The organism is Cognaticolwellia mytili, assembly GCF_002104475.1.
Taxonomy (GTDB): Bacteria; Pseudomonadota; Gammaproteobacteria; order Enterobacterales; family Alteromonadaceae; genus Cognaticolwellia; species Cognaticolwellia mytili.
The window spans coordinates 37,755-57,122 of the sequence record NZ_NBOF01000003.1 but is presented as its reverse complement, the minus strand read 5'-3'; the positions used below and the strand labels follow the sequence as shown (position 1 = coordinate 57,122).

General features: G+C 37.8%; 17 protein-coding genes. 7 read left to right on the top strand and 10 right to left on the bottom strand.

The genetic code is table 11. The annotated features are described in order from the left end of the window. Positions 1-110: 110 nt before the first annotated feature. A complete protein-coding gene (locus B7C41_RS09890; protein ID WP_085298775.1) occupies positions 111-284 on the top strand; it encodes an oxidoreductase-like domain-containing protein in 174 nt (57 codons plus the stop codon). A 111-nt stretch (positions 285-395) separates the two neighbouring features. Here the strand turns inward: B7C41_RS09890 and elbB are convergent, their stop codons facing one another. From elbB to B7C41_RS09875, 3 genes are all read right to left on the bottom strand, one after another. Beyond that, the gene (gene elbB, locus B7C41_RS09885) at positions 396-1,052 is read right to left on the bottom strand and encodes an isoprenoid biosynthesis glyoxalase ElbB (RefSeq protein WP_085298774.1); all 657 of its coding nucleotides are present in this window, start codon (positions 1,050-1,052) and stop codon (positions 396-398) included. Beyond that, positions 1,049-2,239, bottom strand: a complete 1,191-nt coding sequence (locus B7C41_RS09880) for a multidrug effflux MFS transporter (protein ID WP_085298773.1) — start codon at positions 2,237-2,239, stop codon at positions 1,049-1,051. Before B7C41_RS09880 ends, elbB begins: the two co-directional genes overlap by 4 nt. 64 nt (positions 2,240-2,303) lie before the next feature. Further along, a complete protein-coding gene (locus B7C41_RS09875) occupies positions 2,304-3,749 on the bottom strand; it encodes an aminotransferase-like domain-containing protein (protein ID WP_085298772.1) in 1,446 nt (481 codons plus the stop codon). A 145-nt stretch (positions 3,750-3,894) separates the two neighbouring features. Here B7C41_RS09875 and B7C41_RS20155 point away from each other — a divergent pair, with 145 nt between their 5' ends. Together B7C41_RS20155 and B7C41_RS09870 are read left to right on the top strand one after the other, a co-directional pair. Next, a complete protein-coding gene (locus B7C41_RS20155) occupies positions 3,895-4,056 on the top strand; it encodes a hypothetical protein (RefSeq protein WP_158089111.1) in 162 nt (53 codons plus the stop codon). Between the two features lie 84 nt (positions 4,057-4,140). Next, positions 4,141-5,118: a DMT family transporter gene (locus tag B7C41_RS09870; protein WP_085298771.1), complete on the top strand. Its 978-nt coding sequence runs from the start codon at positions 4,141-4,143 to the stop codon at positions 5,116-5,118. Positions 5,119-5,271: 153 nt separating this feature from the next. On the opposite strand, the gene speB is transcribed toward B7C41_RS09870, so the two are convergent. From speB to B7C41_RS09855, 3 genes are all read right to left on the bottom strand, one after another. After that, positions 5,272-6,090 (bottom strand): agmatinase, encoded by an 819-nt coding sequence (gene speB / locus B7C41_RS09865; protein WP_085298770.1) that lies wholly within the window; start codon positions 6,088-6,090, stop codon positions 5,272-5,274. Between the two features lie 363 nt (positions 6,091-6,453). Beyond that, on the bottom strand, positions 6,454-8,475 hold the full coding sequence (locus B7C41_RS09860) for an ATP-binding protein (protein ID WP_085298769.1): 2,022 nt from the start codon (positions 8,473-8,475) through the stop codon (positions 6,454-6,456). 276 nt (positions 8,476-8,751) lie between these two features. Continuing rightward, complete coding sequence (locus B7C41_RS09855) at positions 8,752-11,190, bottom strand: zinc-dependent metalloprotease (protein ID WP_085298768.1); 2,439 nt, start codon at positions 11,188-11,190, stop codon at positions 8,752-8,754. 226 nt (positions 11,191-11,416) lie between these two features. Between B7C41_RS09855 and B7C41_RS09850 the strand changes: the two genes are divergently transcribed. Together B7C41_RS09850 and B7C41_RS09845 are read left to right on the top strand one after the other, a co-directional pair. After that, complete coding sequence (locus B7C41_RS09850) at positions 11,417-12,385, top strand: class 1 fructose-bisphosphatase (protein ID WP_085298767.1); 969 nt, start codon at positions 11,417-11,419, stop codon at positions 12,383-12,385. A 264-nt stretch (positions 12,386-12,649) separates the two neighbouring features. Further along, entirely contained in the window at positions 12,650-14,188 is a 1,539-nt protein-coding gene (locus B7C41_RS09845; RefSeq protein WP_085298766.1) for a methyl-accepting chemotaxis protein, read from the top strand. 238 nt (positions 14,189-14,426) lie between these two features. On the opposite strand, the gene B7C41_RS09840 is transcribed toward B7C41_RS09845, so the two are convergent. Both B7C41_RS09840 and B7C41_RS09835 read right to left on the bottom strand, forming a co-directional pair. After that, positions 14,427-14,633 (bottom strand): cold-shock protein, encoded by a 207-nt coding sequence (locus B7C41_RS09840; RefSeq protein ID WP_085298765.1) that lies wholly within the window; start codon positions 14,631-14,633, stop codon positions 14,427-14,429. A gap of 104 nt (positions 14,634-14,737) precedes the next feature. After that, complete coding sequence (locus B7C41_RS09835) at positions 14,738-15,061, bottom strand: hypothetical protein (protein WP_085298764.1); 324 nt, start codon at positions 15,059-15,061, stop codon at positions 14,738-14,740. Positions 15,062-15,284: 223 nt separating this feature from the next. Between B7C41_RS09835 and B7C41_RS09830 the strand changes: the two genes are divergently transcribed. Then, the gene (locus B7C41_RS09830) at positions 15,285-15,830 is read left to right on the top strand and encodes a class I SAM-dependent methyltransferase (protein ID WP_085298763.1); all 546 of its coding nucleotides are present in this window, start codon (positions 15,285-15,287) and stop codon (positions 15,828-15,830) included. 86 nt (positions 15,831-15,916) lie between these two features. Here B7C41_RS09830 and B7C41_RS09825 read toward each other — a convergent pair whose 3' ends face one another. After that, positions 15,917-16,336 (bottom strand): Replicative DNA helicase, encoded by a 420-nt coding sequence (locus B7C41_RS09825; protein ID WP_085298762.1) that lies wholly within the window; start codon positions 16,334-16,336, stop codon positions 15,917-15,919. 144 nt (positions 16,337-16,480) lie between these two features. After that, positions 16,481-18,391 (bottom strand): hypothetical protein, encoded by a 1,911-nt coding sequence (locus B7C41_RS09820; RefSeq protein WP_085298761.1) that lies wholly within the window; start codon positions 18,389-18,391, stop codon positions 16,481-16,483. A gap of 357 nt (positions 18,392-18,748) precedes the next feature. Here B7C41_RS09820 and B7C41_RS09815 point away from each other — a divergent pair, with 357 nt between their 5' ends. Next, complete coding sequence (locus B7C41_RS09815) at positions 18,749-19,291, top strand: GbsR/MarR family transcriptional regulator (protein ID WP_085298760.1); 543 nt, start codon at positions 18,749-18,751, stop codon at positions 19,289-19,291. The last annotated feature ends 77 nt before the right edge of the window (positions 19,292-19,368 follow it).

Here is a 19,368-nt window from a genome sequence, read left to right as displayed (position 1 = left end):
GTATTAAGCGATCACATGGATGTGAATGAGCTGTTATGCTCAAGATAAACGCTATGTCGTGATATCATTGTGATAAAGCAATGCTGATTACGTATGAAAGATTTAAGAATATGACTGATTTAATAGAAAAACCTAACCCTCCTGCAGATGACGATTGCTGTGGAGGTGGCTCTTGTAACCCTTGTGTGTGGGATCATTATTACGCTGAGCGTAAAAAATGGCGTTTACAACAAGTAGAATTAAAAGCAGCTGCAGAAGTGAAAAAAACACAAACTAGCAATTAGCTTATACCTGATATTGTCATTCATTGAATGAATCGTATTAATATATTCAAACTACTTGAAAATGTAGTTTCAAGTAGTTTGGGTATAAGCTATTTAGGCTATTTTAAATAGTTAATCTGCCATTTTAAGCACTTTTTCAACTAACTTGTTAATACCACTTGCAGCTTCAACCAATGACGTTGCTAGCATATAGGCAGGTGTTGACACTAATTGTCGCTCTTCATCAACAACGATATCGTTAACCTCACAGCATTGATGAACCAAGCCGATATTATTTAATGATTCAGCAAGTGCGGTATCATTGCCAATAGTTGCTGTAGCGTTTTTACCGTAGATTAGCGGGATCATTACTGGCGCAATGCACATATATCCCGCTGGTTTCTTCGCTTTTGCAAATGCTTGGCATACTGATAATACCTGTTCATTAACGGCGATAGCTTCGCCATTAATGGCAAAGTCAGATAAATTTTTTGCCGCACCAAAACCTCCAGGCACAATCAAGGCATCAAATTCATCAATATAAAACTCAGTTAAGTCTTCAGTATCACCACGAGAAATACGAGCCGACTCAACGAGCACATTTCGCTGCTCCTGCTCCATAACCTGACCCGTTACATGATTAATAACATGATGCTGATTAATATTCGGTGCAAAGCAACGATATTTTGCCCCTGCTTGTTCAATCGCTAGCAATGTTAGCACTGACTCATGTATTTCGGCGCCATCATAAACCCCGCATCCTGATAAAATTACTGCTATATTTTTCATACTAATTGTTCTCTATCAATAACTTTATGTATTAGCTGGCAAACCAGCACACCAAAAACAGATACTAACATTAAACCCGCAAATGGTAGTGCACTGCCATCATAAAACACCGCTAATATTGGCCCAGCTAAAGCACCAACACCAAAACGCAAAGTACCATTTACCGCCGTTGCAGTGCCTGTATGCTCAGTAAATTCTTGCAGAATCAGCGCATTAGCATTGACCGAAATCATCGATAAACTGCCCATTAACGGCAGAATTGCTACAACATGGTATGGCAAAGGTAATGACAAAATATTTGCTAAAAACAAGCTTGTCGCTGCAGTTATTGACAACAAAACACCATAACTGAGCATTTTTCGTGAACCAATTCTCGTCACTAAGCGAGTATTAATAAAATGTGCGCTCATTAAAGCAAATACATTCAAGCCAAATAAAATACTGAAAGTAAATTCAGACACCTTAAATACCGTTAAATAAACAAATGGAATAGCAGTAATGTAGGCAAAAAAAGCTAATGAAACCATCATTGAAGAAATAAGATCTAAACGCGCCTTTTTATTACTAAACACTATTTTATAACGTTGAATAATACTAAATTCTTCACGTTTTTTTACTGACTTAACTTCTGGTAAAAAATAAAAGCTGCAAATAAAAATGCACAGAGCATAAATAGCCAGGACGTAGAAAATCATTTGCCAGCTATGCAGCAGCAACGCACTACCTATACTTGGGGCAATCATAGGCGCCATCATCATGATCATACTGACATAAGAAAGCCCTTTTGCCGTATCTTTGCCATACAGTTGGCTTATAATTCCGGGCACCACTACCGTGGCTGCACTGCCAATAAAAGCCTGCAAAAATCGTAACGCGATAAACTGTTCAATATTTTGCGCATATGTAAGCATTAGTGTTGTCAGGATGAACCCTGTCAGTCCTAGCATCACTAAACCACGTCGAGAGTGTTTGTCGGCCATAGGGCCAAAAACTAGCATACCTGCGGCATAACCAAATAAGTAAATACTTAAACTATTTTGTACCAAAGGCATTTGCGTGAAAAAATGTTCAGCTAACTTAGGCAGTGCCGGCAAGTACATGTCTATCGCTAGCGGAGAAACTGCGATGATTGCCGCCAGCAACGGTAATAGAAATTTTAATGATAATTGTGTCGAGTTATTTGGCACTCTATATTTGTCCTCATTTGTAGTCTGTAAATTTTATTCTCAGTTAACATAAACACCCAAGCGATTACGCATCAGGATATTGGTGTACTAATTTACCAAGTGTTTGAATGGCTTCATCAATACGTTCACACCACTGCACACCAAAACTTATTCTCATATAGTTCTTATACTTACCTGACGGGGAGAATATTTCACCTGGTGCAAAACTAACACCTTGCTTAATCGCTTGGCTGAAAAATTGGCTAGTATCAACATGAGAGCGACATCGCACCCATATCACACTGCCACCTTGCGGCTTAGAAATACACACTTGTTCTGGAAAATGCTGAGCAATTAATGCCCGCATACGTTCGCAGTTATAGCGCAAGGTTTTACGTAATACTTGTAAATGCCTATCGTATTCACCACTCATTAAATAATCAGTTAATGTCCATTGCTGTAACATAGGTGTAGAGCAAGACTGCGCACGTTTAATACGCTTGGCTTTTTCTTCAAATAGTCCCGGTAGCAACCAACCTACTCGGTAGCCTGGTGCAGCCGTTTTAGAGAAAGAAGAACAAGTCAGTACTAAGCCTTTTTCTGAATACAGCTGTGCTGAAGTCGGCCGACGCTCGGTAAAATACAAATCGCTGTAAACTTCATCTTCAATAAGCGGAATATTATTGGCTTCAAGTAGCTCGACCATATTTTTTCGCTGCGCATCTGTCATCATAGAACCCAGCGGGTTATTAATCGCCGTGGAAAATAAACAGGCTTTAACCGAATGCTGTTTAATAACACTGGCTAATTCTGGAACACAAACACCATCTTCAGGGCTGGTATAAACTTCCAACGCTTTCATACCTAAGCTTTCAATAAGTTCAATTAAGCCAAAGTAACAAGGCGACTCAACAGCAATAACATCGCCTCTTTCAGCAACACATTGTAATGCAATTGATAAAGCTTCTTGTGCACCATTGGTAATAATTAAATCATCATGGTTTACCAACACGCCTTGTTCTTGATAGCGACAAGCCAAACTCAACCGTAACTTAGGGTCACCATTTACCGGCCCATAACTCACCGCCTTTTCAGATACTCGGCTTAGCACTGAGCGCATTAATCTTGCCAGTGCTTTATCAGGCGGATGAGCATGTACAGGGTTAGAGATGCCTAATGCGACTGAATCAGGCATATGTACCGCATCATAAACTTGCTCAATTAAACTTCGACAAGATATCTCTGCCGGCTCACAGCTCGCCCACTTTGCTCTTCGGGGCAGCAGTGTTCGTGCTTGTTTCGCTTTTAAATAATAACCCGATTGAGGACGAGCAGAAATAGTACCTTGTCGTTCAAGCTCAACATAAGCCTGCTTGACCGTTGGTACACTGATCTCAAATTGTCGGCTTAACTTACGCAAACTTGGCAATTTATCGCCTGCGCGCAAGGCACCAATTTTTTCTTGGTGTTCAACAAAGTCGATAACTTGTTGGTATAAAAACTCCGGTGCTGATTTATCAACTAATCGCATAACTGTATAGGTTGCATTTTCGTTTCTCTGTGTATGTTATTAAAACAAAAAATCAGTAAACTGTCTATCCATCAAGATAAACAATTTATTTAGAACGGAAATAAATAACCAATAGTCAGTATTAACAACCAACGAGGAGAGGCACATGACATTTGCATATATCGCAAAAACAATATTGAAGAAATGGATCACCACATTGTCGAGTAGAGGGTTTGGCACTCAACTTGTCAGCCATGAAACTCAAGTTGCTTTGTCTTCTCATGTTAATAAAGTGCCTGTTGATAACCGACATTGCAACAATAAATAACCTGAACTTAGGTTAAGTAATTTACAAGCCTGATAGCGAGAAATTAGCTCGCTATCCCTTTCCGATTTATTTCATAGGATTGTTATGAACAACACATTTCTATACATCATTACAGTTGTTATCTGGGGCTCAACTTGGATTGCCATCAACTTCCAATTAGGCGATGTTGCTGCAGAGGCATCAATAGTCTATCGCTTTGGGCTAGCTGCACTTATTCTATTTGCTTATTGTAAATATAAACACTTACCTTTGAAGTTTTCATTGCAAAACCATATACAGTTTGCGCTTTTTGGCATCACGCTATTTGGCTTTAATTATTATTTGCTCTATTCGGCGCAGCAGCACATTAATTCGGCGCTCACTTGTATTGCCTTTTCAAGCATCATGTTTTTTAACGTTTTTAATGCCAGGATTTGGTACGGCACTAAAATAACCAAGCAAGTTTACCTTGGTGGTGCGTTTGGGCTCATAGGTATAGTCACGCTTTTTTGGCCGCAAATTAATGACACAAAATTAGGTGCTGAAACACTACTAGGTTTGGGGCTATGTGTCACAGGAACGCTATTTGCTTCTACCGGTAATATGCTATCAATGAGAAACCAAAAACTAAACTTACCTCTGATGTCGGCAAATGCCTGGGGAATGCTCTATGGCTCAATATTTATGGCGTTGGTGGCAATTATACAAGGTAAAAGCTTTAACTTTGATTATTCATTTTCTTACGTTAGCTCATTACTTTACTTATCAATATTTGGCTCTGTTATTGCGTTTGGCTGCTACCTAACATTACTTAACCGTATTGGTACACATAAGACATCTTATGCATCAATTATGTTCCCTGCTGTTGCCGTGATTATTTCTACGCTTGTTGAAAATTTTTCATGGACACCTTTTACCGTTGCAGGTTTAGCTTTTATTGTTATTGGCAATCTAGTGGTTCTAGCTCGGCCCAATAAATTAAAGGCCACAAGTAATCAACTAAATTCAACCAATGAAAAAGATTTAAAAGAATCGATTGAATCGAATATAAATCAAAAAACTTTGAATGCAGAAGCTTTATAGTTAGCTCCACTATTCTCCAAATAGTCAACTTTGTGCGCAGTACACTTATTACTAAGTGCCAATTGCACAACACGGCGCTGAACTCCTTCCTTTTCAGCGCCGTTTTTTAATTCTATTGTGTAAAGGCGCAAACGGATAATGACTTACCATTAATCAAATCGCACCTAACAACATTTTACCGGCAATTTCTTTCACCAGCTTTGCTGCTAGCTGCGAGGTCATATTATCGATGTCTTTGTTCGGATTGAACTCAACAACATCAGCGCCTACTAAAGGCATATTAATTTGATGGATCATGTTGATAACCTCACGCGTTGTTAGCCCTCCGGGCTCTCGATGCGAAACTCCAGGCGCAAAGGCTGGATCGATACCATCAATATCAAGTGATAAATACACCGGATGTTCAAAAACCAAAGGCTGTGATAATGGCCAGTGCCTCATTTCCAATGATTCAACACTAAACTTGGCAATTTGCTGTTCTTGATGCAGGTTCAGTGTTCGTATGCCAACTTGTACTAATCGCTCGCAGAGCCCGTCTTCCATTACGCGTGCAAAAGGACAAGCATTAGAATAACGATTCCCCTTGAACGAGTCATATAAGTCTGAATGTGCATCAATATGCAATATCGTCAACTGATCAAAGTGTTTACGATAACTTTTTAGCACTGGGTAACTAATACTGTGATCACCACCTAAAGTCACTAAGCGAGTATTGTTAGACAACAACTGATCACAACGCTGCTCAATTGCCACGATGAAGTTTTCAGACGTAGCAACATTAATATCACCAACATCAAGCCATCGTTCAGATGCTCTTAAATCAACACCTAATTCCGTAGAGCCATTTAACGAACCATTACTCAACACATTACGAATAACATTAGGCGCTAAAGCTGGCCCTCGTTCAAATGAAGAATTGTCATCAAATGGCACGCCTAATAAAGCAACCTTAAATAAATCACTTTTAGTCATTTATAATCCTTTCACTAGCTTATTATTAGTAAGCACCAACAGAAGAACCTATCGGTGCTTTATTTTAGACTCTGGTGTAGACAGCTTCATGACTTAAACTGTAATTAATTTGGCTTGCTAACAGGGTAAATTGCACCCAAACTCCTTTATATTTAGCGATTTAGAAGTACTAGATTAAGCAAGTCAAAAAACGATTAGCCCCAAACTATTAATCTAATAATATAGTTTTTATAATATTAGAATCAATCCATCTAACATGGCCCTTTTAGGCCCAGCTGTAGCTAGAAATCTAGTCATGCGTTACATACATAGATGTATGACATTTAGGTTGCCCTAAAACTATACCTTCGAATAGGGTGAGCATCACTCTCGTTTTATAGGAAATATAATGGTGTAACAAGCCCCTTCGCTGACATCACTATCACACTTAATCGTTCCTCTCAGTTTTTGTACTACAATGTTGTAAACAATATGCATACCTAACCCGCTACCACCATTGTCTCTGTTTGTAGTAAAAAAAGGTTCGAATACATTATTTATTATTGCGTTTGTCATGCCTACACCATTATCTTTAAACTCCATATGAATATCATCATTTTTCCGTACCACATCAATAGTGATATTCCCTGGTTTAGTGGCTGTAAATGCATGCGTTATCGCATTCATCACTATATTGGTTACTATTTGTGAAATATCACCGGGATCACAGGTTACCTCTATTTCTTCTCGTTCAATAATCTCTATATGGTGCTTTGTTTTCGAAGTAACCGGATGCAAACTTTTGAGTACTTTATGAATATATTCAATTAAATTGAAGGTATACGTAGAATTGGATGAAACATCAACAGAAACCATTTTGAAATTTTGAATAAGCTCAGAAGCTCGATAGAGATTAAATTCAATTAACTTGCCGGTTTCAATCGTCGAATCATAATACTGCTTAATACGATTTTTAGTTAGATCTCCATCTATAACGGATTGCTTTAATTTGATTATATCGTCAAGTAATAAAGAATTAGCCGTTACACAAATGCCGATTGGTGTGTTTAGTTCATGGGCTACACCTGCAACTAATCGCCCTAGAGATGCCATTTTTTCCGATTCAACTAATTGACTTTGCATACTTTGCTGTTGCTCTAAAGACCTCTCCAATTCAAGGGTTCTACTTTTCACCCTGCCTTCTAACTCAGCATTTAATTTAAAAATCTCATCATTAACCAACTTAAGCCTTTCATGCGAGTTATTAACATCGTATGCCATGAGATTGAAAGTCTCTGCTAGTTGACCTACTTCATCTTTAGAAGATGGCTGAACATAAGGAATAATTCCCTCATTAGTTTTAACCGCGGCCTTAAATTGAGCGGTGATTTTAGCGATTGGTGCGATAAATCGCTCAACAAAAGCAAGTAACGTTATCAACATAATTAAACCTGAAATAATACTGATGTAGAATATCGTTTGGCTTATATCATCACCAGAGCTAACAATTTTCTTCAAGGGAATAGTGACAATAAAAGCCCAAGGGGTTGCTGTTTCCCCTACAAAGATAGGAATAGACACTTGATAAGATAACTCTTCAATTGCATCAGCATAAACAAATTTTTGCTGATATTGACCCAATTGAATACTGCTAATTTCTGCTTCATTGACAGTTTGGCCGATCAGTGCTTTATCTGGGTGTGCTACATACATACCGTTATTCGCTACTAATGTTGAAAAACCGGTCCCCATTACCGTCAAATTGTTAACTATTTCTTGCAAAGAGGCTAAATCAACATCAACACCAATAACGCCATAAAATACATCATCATGAACAATCGGTTGAATAGTACTAATAAGCAAAACTTTAGTATCAGAGACTTGATAAAAATAGGGCTGTTCTAACGTTTCTTTTGCTCTTTTTCTTGGGTTATTGTACCAGGTGCTTTTTTCCCAACCTTGGTTGGGCTCATTAATGATATCTTTTCCTTGCCAATGCCAGTATGAGTTTACTCGCCCTGTTTCGTCATGCCCTTGACTATTGGCAAACAAATCATCTTGCTTGTCATAGGCATTAGGCTCCCAAAGCATCCAAGTACCAAAAATATTATCATCGTGACGTATAGTATCAATCAGTGCTTTATCTAAGAATTGTCGATCTACTTTCGCTTGGCGAGCCTGCCAAAAATTTATTTCCAATAGTTGTGAGCTTTCCATCGCTTTTTCAAGTACCAATTTAACTTTCGAGGCATAATGATGGGCTGTTTCATCAGCTATTTGTAAATTAAGCTTTCGGCTTAGCACTTCCACGTTGCTACTAATGATGAATGTTGTTGTTAATACAGTGAAAATAATCAGTACAGTCATTAATATAAAAATTTTTATTTTTATGCCAATATTTGTCATTTATAATCCTCGACTATTTACAAAGTAGTTTACTGAGTAAGATTAATAATTTTTCTTCACTTCTATTAAGTTCAACTTTAGCCGCATATTAAGTAAATAATACGCTATGCCAACCAAAAGACATTAATAAAACATTGCATTATCAATATCTCGATCACGTTAATCAACCTGACACAGAAAAGCAAATTCCGATAGGCATTTCCCTTTCTCGGCCTAATCTCTCACTCTAATAACTTATTAGTCAGACGCCTCATCATTTAATTTAAATTCAATAAGTTAAAGCGAGCTCCCAATCGGGGAGCCTGGCGGTAATTTTATTTTCGATACCGGCGTAGATAACTTGTCATGGCTTAAACTGTAATTAATTTGATTTGCTAATAAAGTGAACTGGGCGCGAGAGCCTTTATACTTTCTCGTGCTACGCTTATCGCTTAACCATTGTGATAACTCAGTTAAGGTTAAATATACTTCAGCTCGCACTTCAGGCACTACATTTTGGCTATGCCACAACGCTAATAAGTGCTCTACCAATTGCTGGTTTACGCGTTGCTGTACCAATAATGCGGTAGATTTTTCAGCATCTGCTTGTAACGTCGCATCAATAAGCTCGTTAAATAACTGCCCAACAGAAGGGATATCATCATCAAGCATGGTTTGTTGTTGTAGCCTCGCTAAACGCTCTGCATTAAGCAGTAATGACAAAGTATGCTTGGCGCTAGCTTCTGCTGCACTTATTGGATCAAACGTTAAACCGGTATTACTAATAAAGCTTTCTCGGTTACGACTGTAGCCATAAGCTTTTGGTGGAATTAACGCGGTAATTTCAGCTGGTAAAGTTAAAGTATCAGGTGATAAGGTTAACAACAGAGCTTTAAGTGCTGCATGTTGCGACTTACCTGAAACCATTTTTTGCTGGTTAGTAAATTCTTTACTTCGCAACTGATAACCGTAATCAACACCGGCAATAAGCTTAGCAGTAGCTTCCACTTGAAAACGATGAAAATTATAAATTGGCACTAATACCTGTTCCAGTTCTGACATTGGAGTGCCAACAGGAATACTGTTCAAACCAAAATTTTCTAAGGCAAGCTTTCTAACCTCTAATACTCGAGTTAGCTCAACTGCAGCATTTTTACCGTTATCCCACAAATGCCCAGTTGCATGCGATCCTGATTTCGGGCGTGCATCTGGATCGGAAACATACTCTAATCCTTTCTGTTGAGTCGATTTAACTAACTCTGCAAGACATTGTTCTTCTTGCGTTTTTTCAATATCAGCGTAGCCATAAGCAATAACGAACTTATCCCAATCACCAATATCTTCTGCGTAAGCATTTTCTAAGCTAATTTTATCATCTTTAATCGTGATCAACGGGTGCGGATAATCCATAACAGATGCTCGGTCGTTAACGCTGGCAGCAAAGTTGTGGGCAATGCCTAAGGTATGCCCTACTTCATGCGCAGACAGTTGACGAATACGTGCTAGTGCCATTTCTTTCATCGCACGGGTATCGGTATCAGTGGTTTTAAAAGGTGATGTTAAGCCTAGTGCAATTAAATAGTCTTGGCGTACGCGTAAGGATCCTAACGTAACATGCCCTTTGATAATTTCCCCTGTACGAGGGTCAATAACCGAAGAGCCATACGACCAACCGCGTGTAGCACGATGTACCCACTGAATTACGTTATAACGTACATCCATCGGATCAGCGTCACTGGGTAACATTTTCACTTGAAAAGCATTTTCATAACCAATAGCAGAAAATGCTTGATCCCACCAACGAGCACCATCTAATAAAGCGCTTTTAACTGGCTCAGGAACGCCAGCATCCAAATAATAAATAATAGGCTCAACAGCTTTACTAACTTTTGCTTGTGGATTTTTCTTGTTTAGGCGATGGCGAGAAATATTTCGTTTGATTAAAGGCTCATCAATAGCGCTAGCATAGTCAGCATATGAGTTTTCCCAAAAACCACTGTAAGGATGGAATTGACGAGTTTTATAACCGTCATCCGGTAACTTGACTAAAGAATGATGTAAATTCACGGTAACGGCTGAAGCATCAGGAGTAACTGAGCGTAAATGAGCGCCGGCTTTTGAGCCTTTATAAGTAACGGTTGCTTCTAATTCAGTATTATTCGGGAACGCTTTTGTACGTTTTGCATAAACACCACTGCGTGTTGCATCAATACTGTAACTGCCCTGCTTCATTCGCTTTAACTGCTCAGATAAATTATGAATATCTGACAATAAAAACGGCGTGTAATCAATAAGGGTTTTATTGTTATCTGCCGAATTTTTGCTTACCTTAAAGCCCCAAATAATTGAGCTAGCAAATGCTTCATCAATGGCTTGTTTCTCAAGTTTATTATCAGTATCAGCGCGGTAATAAGTATTAAGCTGGCGTAAAAATACTTTTTCACCTACTTTTTCAAAACGCACTAAACGTGTATCGCCCAATTGTCCACGGTCTAAACCAATATCATTAGAACCTACGCCATGCGGCAAGCCACTTTGAAATAAAAACTCATGTTGAAAGTTTTCTATTTCTAAAAATACTTTTCCAGTTTTATCATCAAGATAAAAAGAGAAGTAACCTTGGTGATACTGCTTGTCTTTAATAAATTCGGCATAAGTTGTTTCTGCTTGTGCTTGCACTTGTATTGACAGCGAACAGCAGAAAAATAAAACCATTAGCCTAATGAAGAACTTCATTCCATATCCTTGCAGTCTGTAAAATTAAATTATTAGAAGTACTGAAAATACTCTTATTCTTGTTATAATCGACTTAAAAGTAACCTTGAAAATTTCCTAGGGGACTTTCAAAATTAACTAAAGCAACTTTCGATGTGATGATAGTACACCATCACATCGAAAATTAAATACAATATACAATTTACTCTGTAAAAAGAGTGTGACTCTAAAGTAATTAGGTAACCCGATGCAACGACTAGCTCCCGCTTTACGTGAAGATAATGTACCGTTAGATTTAATTTCATTAATAAAAACTATTTTAGCTGCAACAAAAGAAATCTCATTTCGTGTCAGCCAAGCGCACTTAGGTGGCTTAATGGGCTCAACTTTGGACGAAAACATTCAAGGTGAAGTACAAAAGAAACTTGATGTAGTTGCCAATGAATTATTTAAAGATATTTTGTTAGAGTCAGGTTTTGTAAAAGCAATTTCATCAGAGGAAGAAGATACTTCAGTAGGCGGCGATAAAAATGGCAAGTTTCTTGTTTCATTCGATCCACTAGATGGTAGTTCAAATATCGATATCAATTCTTTAATTGGTACTATTTTCTCAATTCATGAAGCTCCAGAAGATGCTGAACCATCTGACCCTGATATGTTTAAGCAATCAGGTAATCGCCAGGTTTGTGCTGGTTATGTGCTTTATGGCCCGTCAACAATGTTGGTGATGACAACGGGTAGTGGTACTCACTTCTATGTACTAGATCGCACTCACGGCGGCTACTTATTAGTTGAACGTAACGTACAAGTACCACAAGATACGCAAGAGTTTGCGATTAACATGTCAAACCAACGTTTTTGGCAAGCACCAATGCAAAGATACATTAGCGACTTACTTGCCGGTGATACCGGTCCACGTGGTAAAAACTTCAACATGCGTTGGATTGCCGCTATGGTCGGTGATATTCACCGCGTATTAACACGTGGAGGACTATTTACTTACCCAAGCGATAATCGTAATCCAGAAAAGCCATACAAGTTACGTTTGATGTATGAAGCTAATCCAATGAGTTTTTTAATTGAACAAGCCGGTGGCTTAGCCATGACGAGCGAAGGCCGCATCATGGATATTGAACCAAGTGATATTCACCAACGTGTTGAAGTGATCATGGGTTCAAAAAATGAAGTAGAAGCTTGCTTAGGCTATTACAAATAAGCTTTTATATAACATCAAGAAGCTTATTCAAGCTTTAACAATATAAACACCTGAAACTATTCAGGTGTTTTTCTTTATAGCACCTATACTTTTTTTATCAGTAGCTCTGCTTAATTTAAATACTACATGCACAAAATATAATCTTAGCCACTGTAACCATTACATTTTTTTACAATAATAACATCTAACATCCGATAAGATGTGACTTATATCACATACAGTGTCAAATAATCTTTATCAAAGATATATCAAGGAAGGTAGCATATGGTTCATATCACTAAGGTTGAGCGTACTTTCACGCCTCGAAAACAACTTGTTTCAACCACTGATTTAAAAGGTACGATCACCTACGCTAACCCCGAGTTTTGTGAAATCGCAGGTTACAGCTTAGAAGAGCTAATTGGACAACATCATAATATAGTTCGCCACCCTGATATGCCTAAAGCTGCTTTTAATGATTTATGGGAAAAATTAAAGCGTGGTGACTCTTGGCGAGGCATGGTTAAAAACCGTTGTAAAAATGGCGATTATTACTGGGTCGATGCCTATGTAACACCTCTTTATGAAAATGGATCGATCATCGGCTATCAGTCTGTACGAGCACTTCCAAGTGACAAACAAAAAAAACAGGCGCAAGCACTTTATGATAAATTAAATAACGATAAGCCCGTCATTGATTTACATGCCAATATCAAATTAAAGCGTTTAATCGCATTTATTTTTACATTAGCCGCTATAGCACTCGATTGGACATTAGTTGGCACTCCTATTTCTACATTTATCTTGTTAGGTTTTTTAGCATTGGTAATATTAATTTTTTCGGAAGAGTTAATAAAAATACCTAACCATCTGGCAAAAACTAAATCTGCATTTGATAGTCCGTCACGACAAATATACTTAGGCAAAGGTATTCTTAGCATTATAAATTACCCCGCAGAGCTATATAAGGCGAGGATAAAAACAGTCTTGGGCAGAAGCAATGATTCAGGGAAAAGACTGGCTAGTCTTGCAGATGAGCTCACTCAAACATCAACGAAAATGCTTAATAGTATTCAGGAAGAAAATGAGCATATTGGCCAATTCGCCACCGCTATTACTCAAATGAGTGCAACAATTAATGACGTAAGTCAAAGCACAAACACTGCGCATGATAAAGTAACAGAAATACAAACAGACTGTCTGAAAAATATAACCACAATTGAAACAAGTGAAAGTAAAATCAAACTATTAGCTAACGATGTAGAGAATGCAGCTAATAGTGCCACAGAATTAGTTAGTGACGTCGATAAGATATCTACCGTGATGAGTGAAATTCAAGGTATTGCGGATCAAACTAATTTATTAGCACTAAATGCGGCTATTGAAGCCGCAAGAGCTGGTGAACAAGGCCGAGGATTCGCAGTCGTTGCCGATGAGGTGAGAGCTTTAGCCAGCAGAACTCAAAGTGCTACCGAACAAATTCAATTATCCGTAGATGAATTACAAAAGACATTAACCGCTTGGAATACAGTGATGCTGAGTAATAAAACGAGTGCTGACGAATGCTCAGCCGAATCACAGCTCATTAAACAAGCAATGCAAAACATCATTGATAACATTCAGAGTGTTAATGATATGACTGCGCAAATAGCTACCGCATCAGAAGAGCAAAGCGTTGTTGCTGAGCAAATTACAAAAGGAATTCACAATATCGATAGTATTTCACAGCAAAATACTAAATTGGCAGGAGAAGTTTCAAATAAAAGTATTGAAGTGAATAATAATGCTGAAGCAATTGGAGAGCTTAGCACTAATTTTAGTTAATTAATCCGCTAAATGACTTTAGAAAAACAGCGAATATAGATAGGCTTTACTGAGCTTAAACTAAAACTGCAATAATTTACAAGTACAGTATTAGTTGCTGAAGTTCTCAATATCCAACAATTGCTACCATGAAGTTTTATTTAACTTTAAGTAATTTGATAATGGCTTCACAGTGAGTAACGCATAGGTAAGTATCAACGTGCAACGCATCACTTACCTACTTGTTATAAATTATCGCTTAAATAGCAACAACTTTGTTTGCACATGGTCCTTTCTGGCCTTGGCCAACTTCAAACTCAACTGCTTGACCATCGGCTAAAGTAGCATATCCACCGCCTGATTGGATTTCTGAATGATGAACAAATAAATCTTTACCTCCATCTTCCGGAGTAATAAAGCCAAAACCTTTATCCGCATTAAACCATTTAACAATGCCTTTACTCATAATGTCCTCTTTATCTAAAGTGAAAAATATAACCCTAATTTTCCATCACCATATAAAATTAGGGCTTGGTCACATCGCTTTAAGTAGCAAACTATTCCGCTAATTTAACGAAGCTTACCATGCTTATTTTTCATACTAGACACCTTTCGCGCTATAGCAAGTAAGTCTGGAGAAATATCATCAGCACCTTCCTTGATTAGCTTACTAACGTCACCTGACGAAAAAAATGATCCACGCTCAGACTTTACGCCTAAAGATCTGACAAAATCTTTTGTTTTTCCGGTGCTAGCAGTATCAATATATTTAAAAATAACTTGTTCATTAAAGCTTTTTGGTTCTTGCTTTAATGTCGAAATTTGTTCAGTTATAGATACTATCTCTGATTCCAACATCTCGATTAATTCAGCAATACTTGTATATGGTTTCATTGGGTTATTCGGCTCTTATTAAATTGTGTGGTGATACAAACCGGCATATTTGAAGCAGGGAGAATATCAACCTCCGCTTACTGCCTTATAGGCCTATTGTACAGTGAAAAATAGGCGGTAAGTAGCATTACAGTTACATGCATGATCAAATACAACGAAAACCATTGCATATTGAGACCTTCAACGTTAACGTATTACTCCACCTCTTTCTCTAGGGTATTTCTTGTCAGCATTTGGTATTTTACTCTTCACGATAGCTTTAGTAGTCGCTATTTCTTTGATTTATAGCACAGTAAAGTTGGGGATTTCTCCGATGCCGAGCTCAAGTAAAGCATATGGCTCTATGATGGCACTAGTGAAAGAAACCGGCAAAGGAACCATTATAGATTTGGGTAGTGGCTGGGGGAACTTTGTCTTTCCAATAGCAAGGCAAATGCCAGAAAGGCAAGTTATTGGTTATGAATTATCCTTATTCCCTTGGCTGATCTCAACGATAATAAAGAATGCATTCTGCTTACATAACTTAACCTTGTATCGAAAAAATTTCTACCATGAAAAATTACCAGACGCATCGGTAATAGTTTGCTATTTATACCCCCAAGCAATGAATAAAGTTAAGCGAAAGTTACTTACCGAGCGACCAAACGTGGATTTTTTAATCAGTAACAACTTTGCTTTACCTTTTGCACAAGCGAGTAAGAAAATTCAACTGAGCGATTTTTACAAATCACCAGTATACCTTTACCACATAGCAAAGATTACAGCTTAAAGCGTAGTAATAATTTCAGTAAGCTTGTGGCCTTGTTATGCTGTACTGGCTTAAATAGCATAATAATTTAATTCATTTATAAGAAGTTAAGCACTTTTCAGCTCTTCCAATAAATCATGAATTTCTGCTTTTAATTCCTTATCGACAATTTTATTACAACTAATTTTTGCTTGCTCTAACGCTTCAATTGCGCCAATTTTATCATCTAACTCAACTTTTAAAGCGCCGATAGAAAAACCAATAGAAGAACGAAAATCTTTATCATTAATAGCTTCTGCTTTAATTAACGCCTGTTGGTAAATAGTAACTGCCAATGCTAAATCGTCGGTAAAGTCAGCCAGCGTCTCCCATTGTACTGGGTGGTCTTTATCCGTGTTTTCATGTTCTTCACACAGTTGTTTTAATTCTAGATAGTAACCATCAAACCTTGATTGATTTTCTTGTTGAACAGCCGCCAACAAGTTATCGGTGAGTGAAAGCACTTGCTTGTATATTTTGGTATTCATGTCATGGCCTTATTAATTATGGTTAACTAAGTTTCAAGCGGGATTATAAAGCTTTTGGTGCAACTAAGCACAAACTTCACTATATATGATTAGCGTAATGCCGTTTAAGCAAGAGAACTGTGTGATAACAAAGGCATTTTTAATTTATTTATTATTGCTATCCATAAAAAAATTCACATGACTTGATCCAACAAGATACTCGCGTTTAGCGTGTTTATTTTCTGCTAACTTATCTAAATCACCAATCAAGGTTATTAGTTTTTTATGAGAATAAGAGTTTGTGCGGCTAAAGTCTTCAGGGCCGCCTTCGTTTGCAATACGATCTTTTTTATCAGTTTCATGACTATTTTCTGTTTTTTCAAGCCAAATATCATTAACAAGTCGAATATTACTCTCATTCGTGATCTTTTCATTCAATGCCATTGTCAATTCATATTGACTTGTCTTAGGATTTAACTGGTAATCTTCTTTACTGACATCTACTTGGTGTTTTTGATCAAGTCCAACCAATTTTCGATCTTCTACTGCGGTACCAATATTGTAGCTTTCTTTTTTATCATAGTAATCAGGCCGGGTAAGCTGATAATCGAAATGCGTAGCTACGGTTTTACTTTGAGTCACACCGCTTAATTTTCCTGATTTATGTTGCTGAGTTGCTTGCGCTAATTCAACAGTGACTTTAGGGCGTAGCGCTCGGCCTTGTGGCTCTTTTGAAAATGAAAATTCAGCGTCAAAATCTGCCAATTTAGAAATACCGCTACCTAAGATATTATCTGTTCCACTGCCAAGCCCTTGATAGCGAGGATCCTTGGTGATCATGTTATCGACTAACTCTGAAACCATTGCTCGCCCGTCAGTGAATTGTTTTGCTGCTAGTGATTCTATATCGCTATAACGCTGCGCAGCCGATGACATACTCGCAAAAGCGCCTTTGAAAATAGCAAAGCCTTGTTGCATTTTTAAATCGTCTTTCCTACCAAATGCTGATGTTCCATCGTCGCCTTTACTATTGTGACGGCTATCTTCGAGGTTTTTATCTAATGTAGCGATATATTGCTGCATTTGTTTTACGTCTTTACCACCAAAAGTAGACATATCTAACGAGAAGTCTATTTCATTAATACCCGCTTGAGACTTAAAGGTAAGCGCTTGTTGGTTTAACCCTTGATCGATGTTGTAACTTAGATCAAGATTATTTTTGTTGCCGTCTAATTGCTGATTTTCAGTAGTTGAAAAAGAGACATCAAAACCAGATAGCTGCTGATGATTAAAAGCAGCTAAAAAGTCAACGTTGAAATCAGATTGACCTACGGGAACATATTGACTTGATGAGTTTTTACTTACCTTAAAGAAATCATCGGCCATTTCTCCAACCCCTGATAATACCTCGGTTAATGCCTGATGTTCAGCTTCTGACAGGTCCCCTTTAACTTCGTAGCTAAGGCCAAAGCCATCGACCGTTTTACCCGTATTTTCATCATAGCCTTGTGATGAATTAAACCTGACATTAATAATGTCGCCTTCCTTAGTTTTTACCGATAATTCAAAACGATAGTTATCGTCATTTTCATTATTTTTTCGATTAAAATCTTCCATATAGAAACCCAGTGCACGTTCAACACGCTGTTCACTAGAGGCTAAAAATGATTTTTGCTGATGACCCAATTGGCCTAAACTCGCTAATATATCACTGGTATTGGCGTAAGCTCCGTGAATATCTTTTACCGATTTATTCAAACGCTTCATGAGCTCATCACTATTTTCATTATTGAGTAAGCCCTCTTGCTGATTGCTTATGACAGTGCGTAAGGCTAATTCTTTGTCTGAATATTGGTAATCAAAAACTGCAGGCTCATTTGAGCTAGTGGTGAGGGAAGCAAGTTGTTGATGCAGTAATTGTTCTACTCTTTTTTCATCAAACTGGCTCAATAGTTCTTGAACCATTTCGGGTGCAATATGGTTAAGTTCATCAGTGAGTGTATGGGGTTGTTCATTGACGGATTGAGCAGGGAATGTTTTTAAGTCCGATAAGCGCTGTAAACTATTGTTAATCATGATCATCCTTAATCTTAAACTAACATTTAGTATATCGGTAATAAAATTAAATACTTTAATTTTTAATCATTTTTTTTAATACCTATCCTAAATAACTATAAGAACGAAAACACCTTTTAGTAGCTTGTTACGTCCCTTGCCATGAATTTTGGTAAAAGCCTCAATCGACTTACCCAGTCTAGTGACGTTCCATAGAACTTTACTCAATAATTCACATGACTTGTAAAGATCCACACAAAAGACATTTCGTGACAAAAGTCACAAATAAATCGATATTCAAGCCGTAAAAGCTTGACTTAGATCAAAAACACATTACAATTTTCACAAATTACTGAAAATTCAGAAAGGACTGTAATGATGAAAATTACACCTATGACTCAATCATTAGTATTGCACTTTGGTGAAATGGGTTCGCGCTGGGGTTTGAACCGCACACTAGGCCAAATGTATGCCGTTATAGTATTAACTGAAGCGCCCCTAAACGCCGACCAAATCAGTGAAGCACTGCAAATATCACGCTCAAACGTCAGCATGGGCTTAAAAGAATTAAAGTCTTGGAACCTGATCAAACTGCAACATATTCCAGGTGATAGAAAAGAGTATTTCTCTGCTCCAAGCGATATTTGGGAAATTGCTCGTACCTTAGTGGTTGAACGCAGAAAGCGTGAGCTTGACCCAACATTATCAACCTTGCGTGACGCACTGATGGAACAGCCAAGTAATGAATCTGATGAATATGCCCAAGTACGTGTTCAGCAAATGCATGACCTCATGGAAATGGTGACCTTGTGGACCACTGAAATGCAAGGCATGTCATCTGAAAAGCTATCTGCCCTGCTTAAGCTAGGTGAAGGTATTAGTAAAATTTTAGACGTAAAAGACAAATTACTATTGAGGTAGCTGCATTAAGCGCTACCTCGAATGTTAAGCAAACTCAATAACTCAAAACAGATCATCAGATTTAGAACACTCAATTA

Bases quoted from the DNA above. Each gene is read 5' to 3' on its own strand.
- B7C41_RS09890 (WP_085298775.1), top strand. From the start codon at position 111: ATGACTGATTTAATAGAAAAACCTAACCCTCCTGCAGATGACGATTGC.
- elbB (WP_085298774.1), bottom strand. From the start codon at position 1,052: ATGAAAAATATAGCAGTAATTTTATCAGGATGCGGGGTTTATGATGGC.
- B7C41_RS09875 (WP_085298772.1), bottom strand. From the start codon at position 3,749: ATGCGATTAGTTGATAAATCAGCACCGGAGTTTTTATACCAACAAGTT.
- B7C41_RS20155 (WP_158089111.1), top strand. From the start codon at position 3,895: ATGACATTTGCATATATCGCAAAAACAATATTGAAGAAATGGATCACC.
- B7C41_RS09870 (WP_085298771.1), top strand. From the start codon at position 4,141: ATGAACAACACATTTCTATACATCATTACAGTTGTTATCTGGGGCTCA.
- speB (WP_085298770.1), bottom strand. From the start codon at position 6,090: ATGACTAAAAGTGATTTATTTAAGGTTGCTTTATTAGGCGTGCCATTT.
- B7C41_RS09860 (WP_085298769.1), bottom strand. From the start codon at position 8,475: ATGACAAATATTGGCATAAAAATAAAAATTTTTATATTAATGACTGTA.
- B7C41_RS09855 (WP_085298768.1), bottom strand. From the start codon at position 11,190: ATGAAGTTCTTCATTAGGCTAATGGTTTTATTTTTCTGCTGTTCGCTG.
- B7C41_RS09850 (WP_085298767.1), top strand. From the start codon at position 11,417: ATGCAACGACTAGCTCCCGCTTTACGTGAAGATAATGTACCGTTAGAT.
- B7C41_RS09845 (WP_085298766.1), top strand. From the start codon at position 12,650: ATGGTTCATATCACTAAGGTTGAGCGTACTTTCACGCCTCGAAAACAA.
- B7C41_RS09840 (WP_085298765.1), bottom strand. From the start codon at position 14,633: ATGAGTAAAGGCATTGTTAAATGGTTTAATGCGGATAAAGGTTTTGGC.
- B7C41_RS09835 (WP_085298764.1), bottom strand. From the start codon at position 15,061: ATGAAACCATATACAAGTATTGCTGAATTAATCGAGATGTTGGAATCA.
- B7C41_RS09825 (WP_085298762.1), bottom strand. From the start codon at position 16,336: ATGAATACCAAAATATACAAGCAAGTGCTTTCACTCACCGATAACTTG.
- B7C41_RS09820 (WP_085298761.1), bottom strand. From the start codon at position 18,391: ATGATTAACAATAGTTTACAGCGCTTATCGGACTTAAAAACATTCCCT.
- B7C41_RS09815 (WP_085298760.1), top strand. From the start codon at position 18,749: ATGAAAATTACACCTATGACTCAATCATTAGTATTGCACTTTGGTGAA.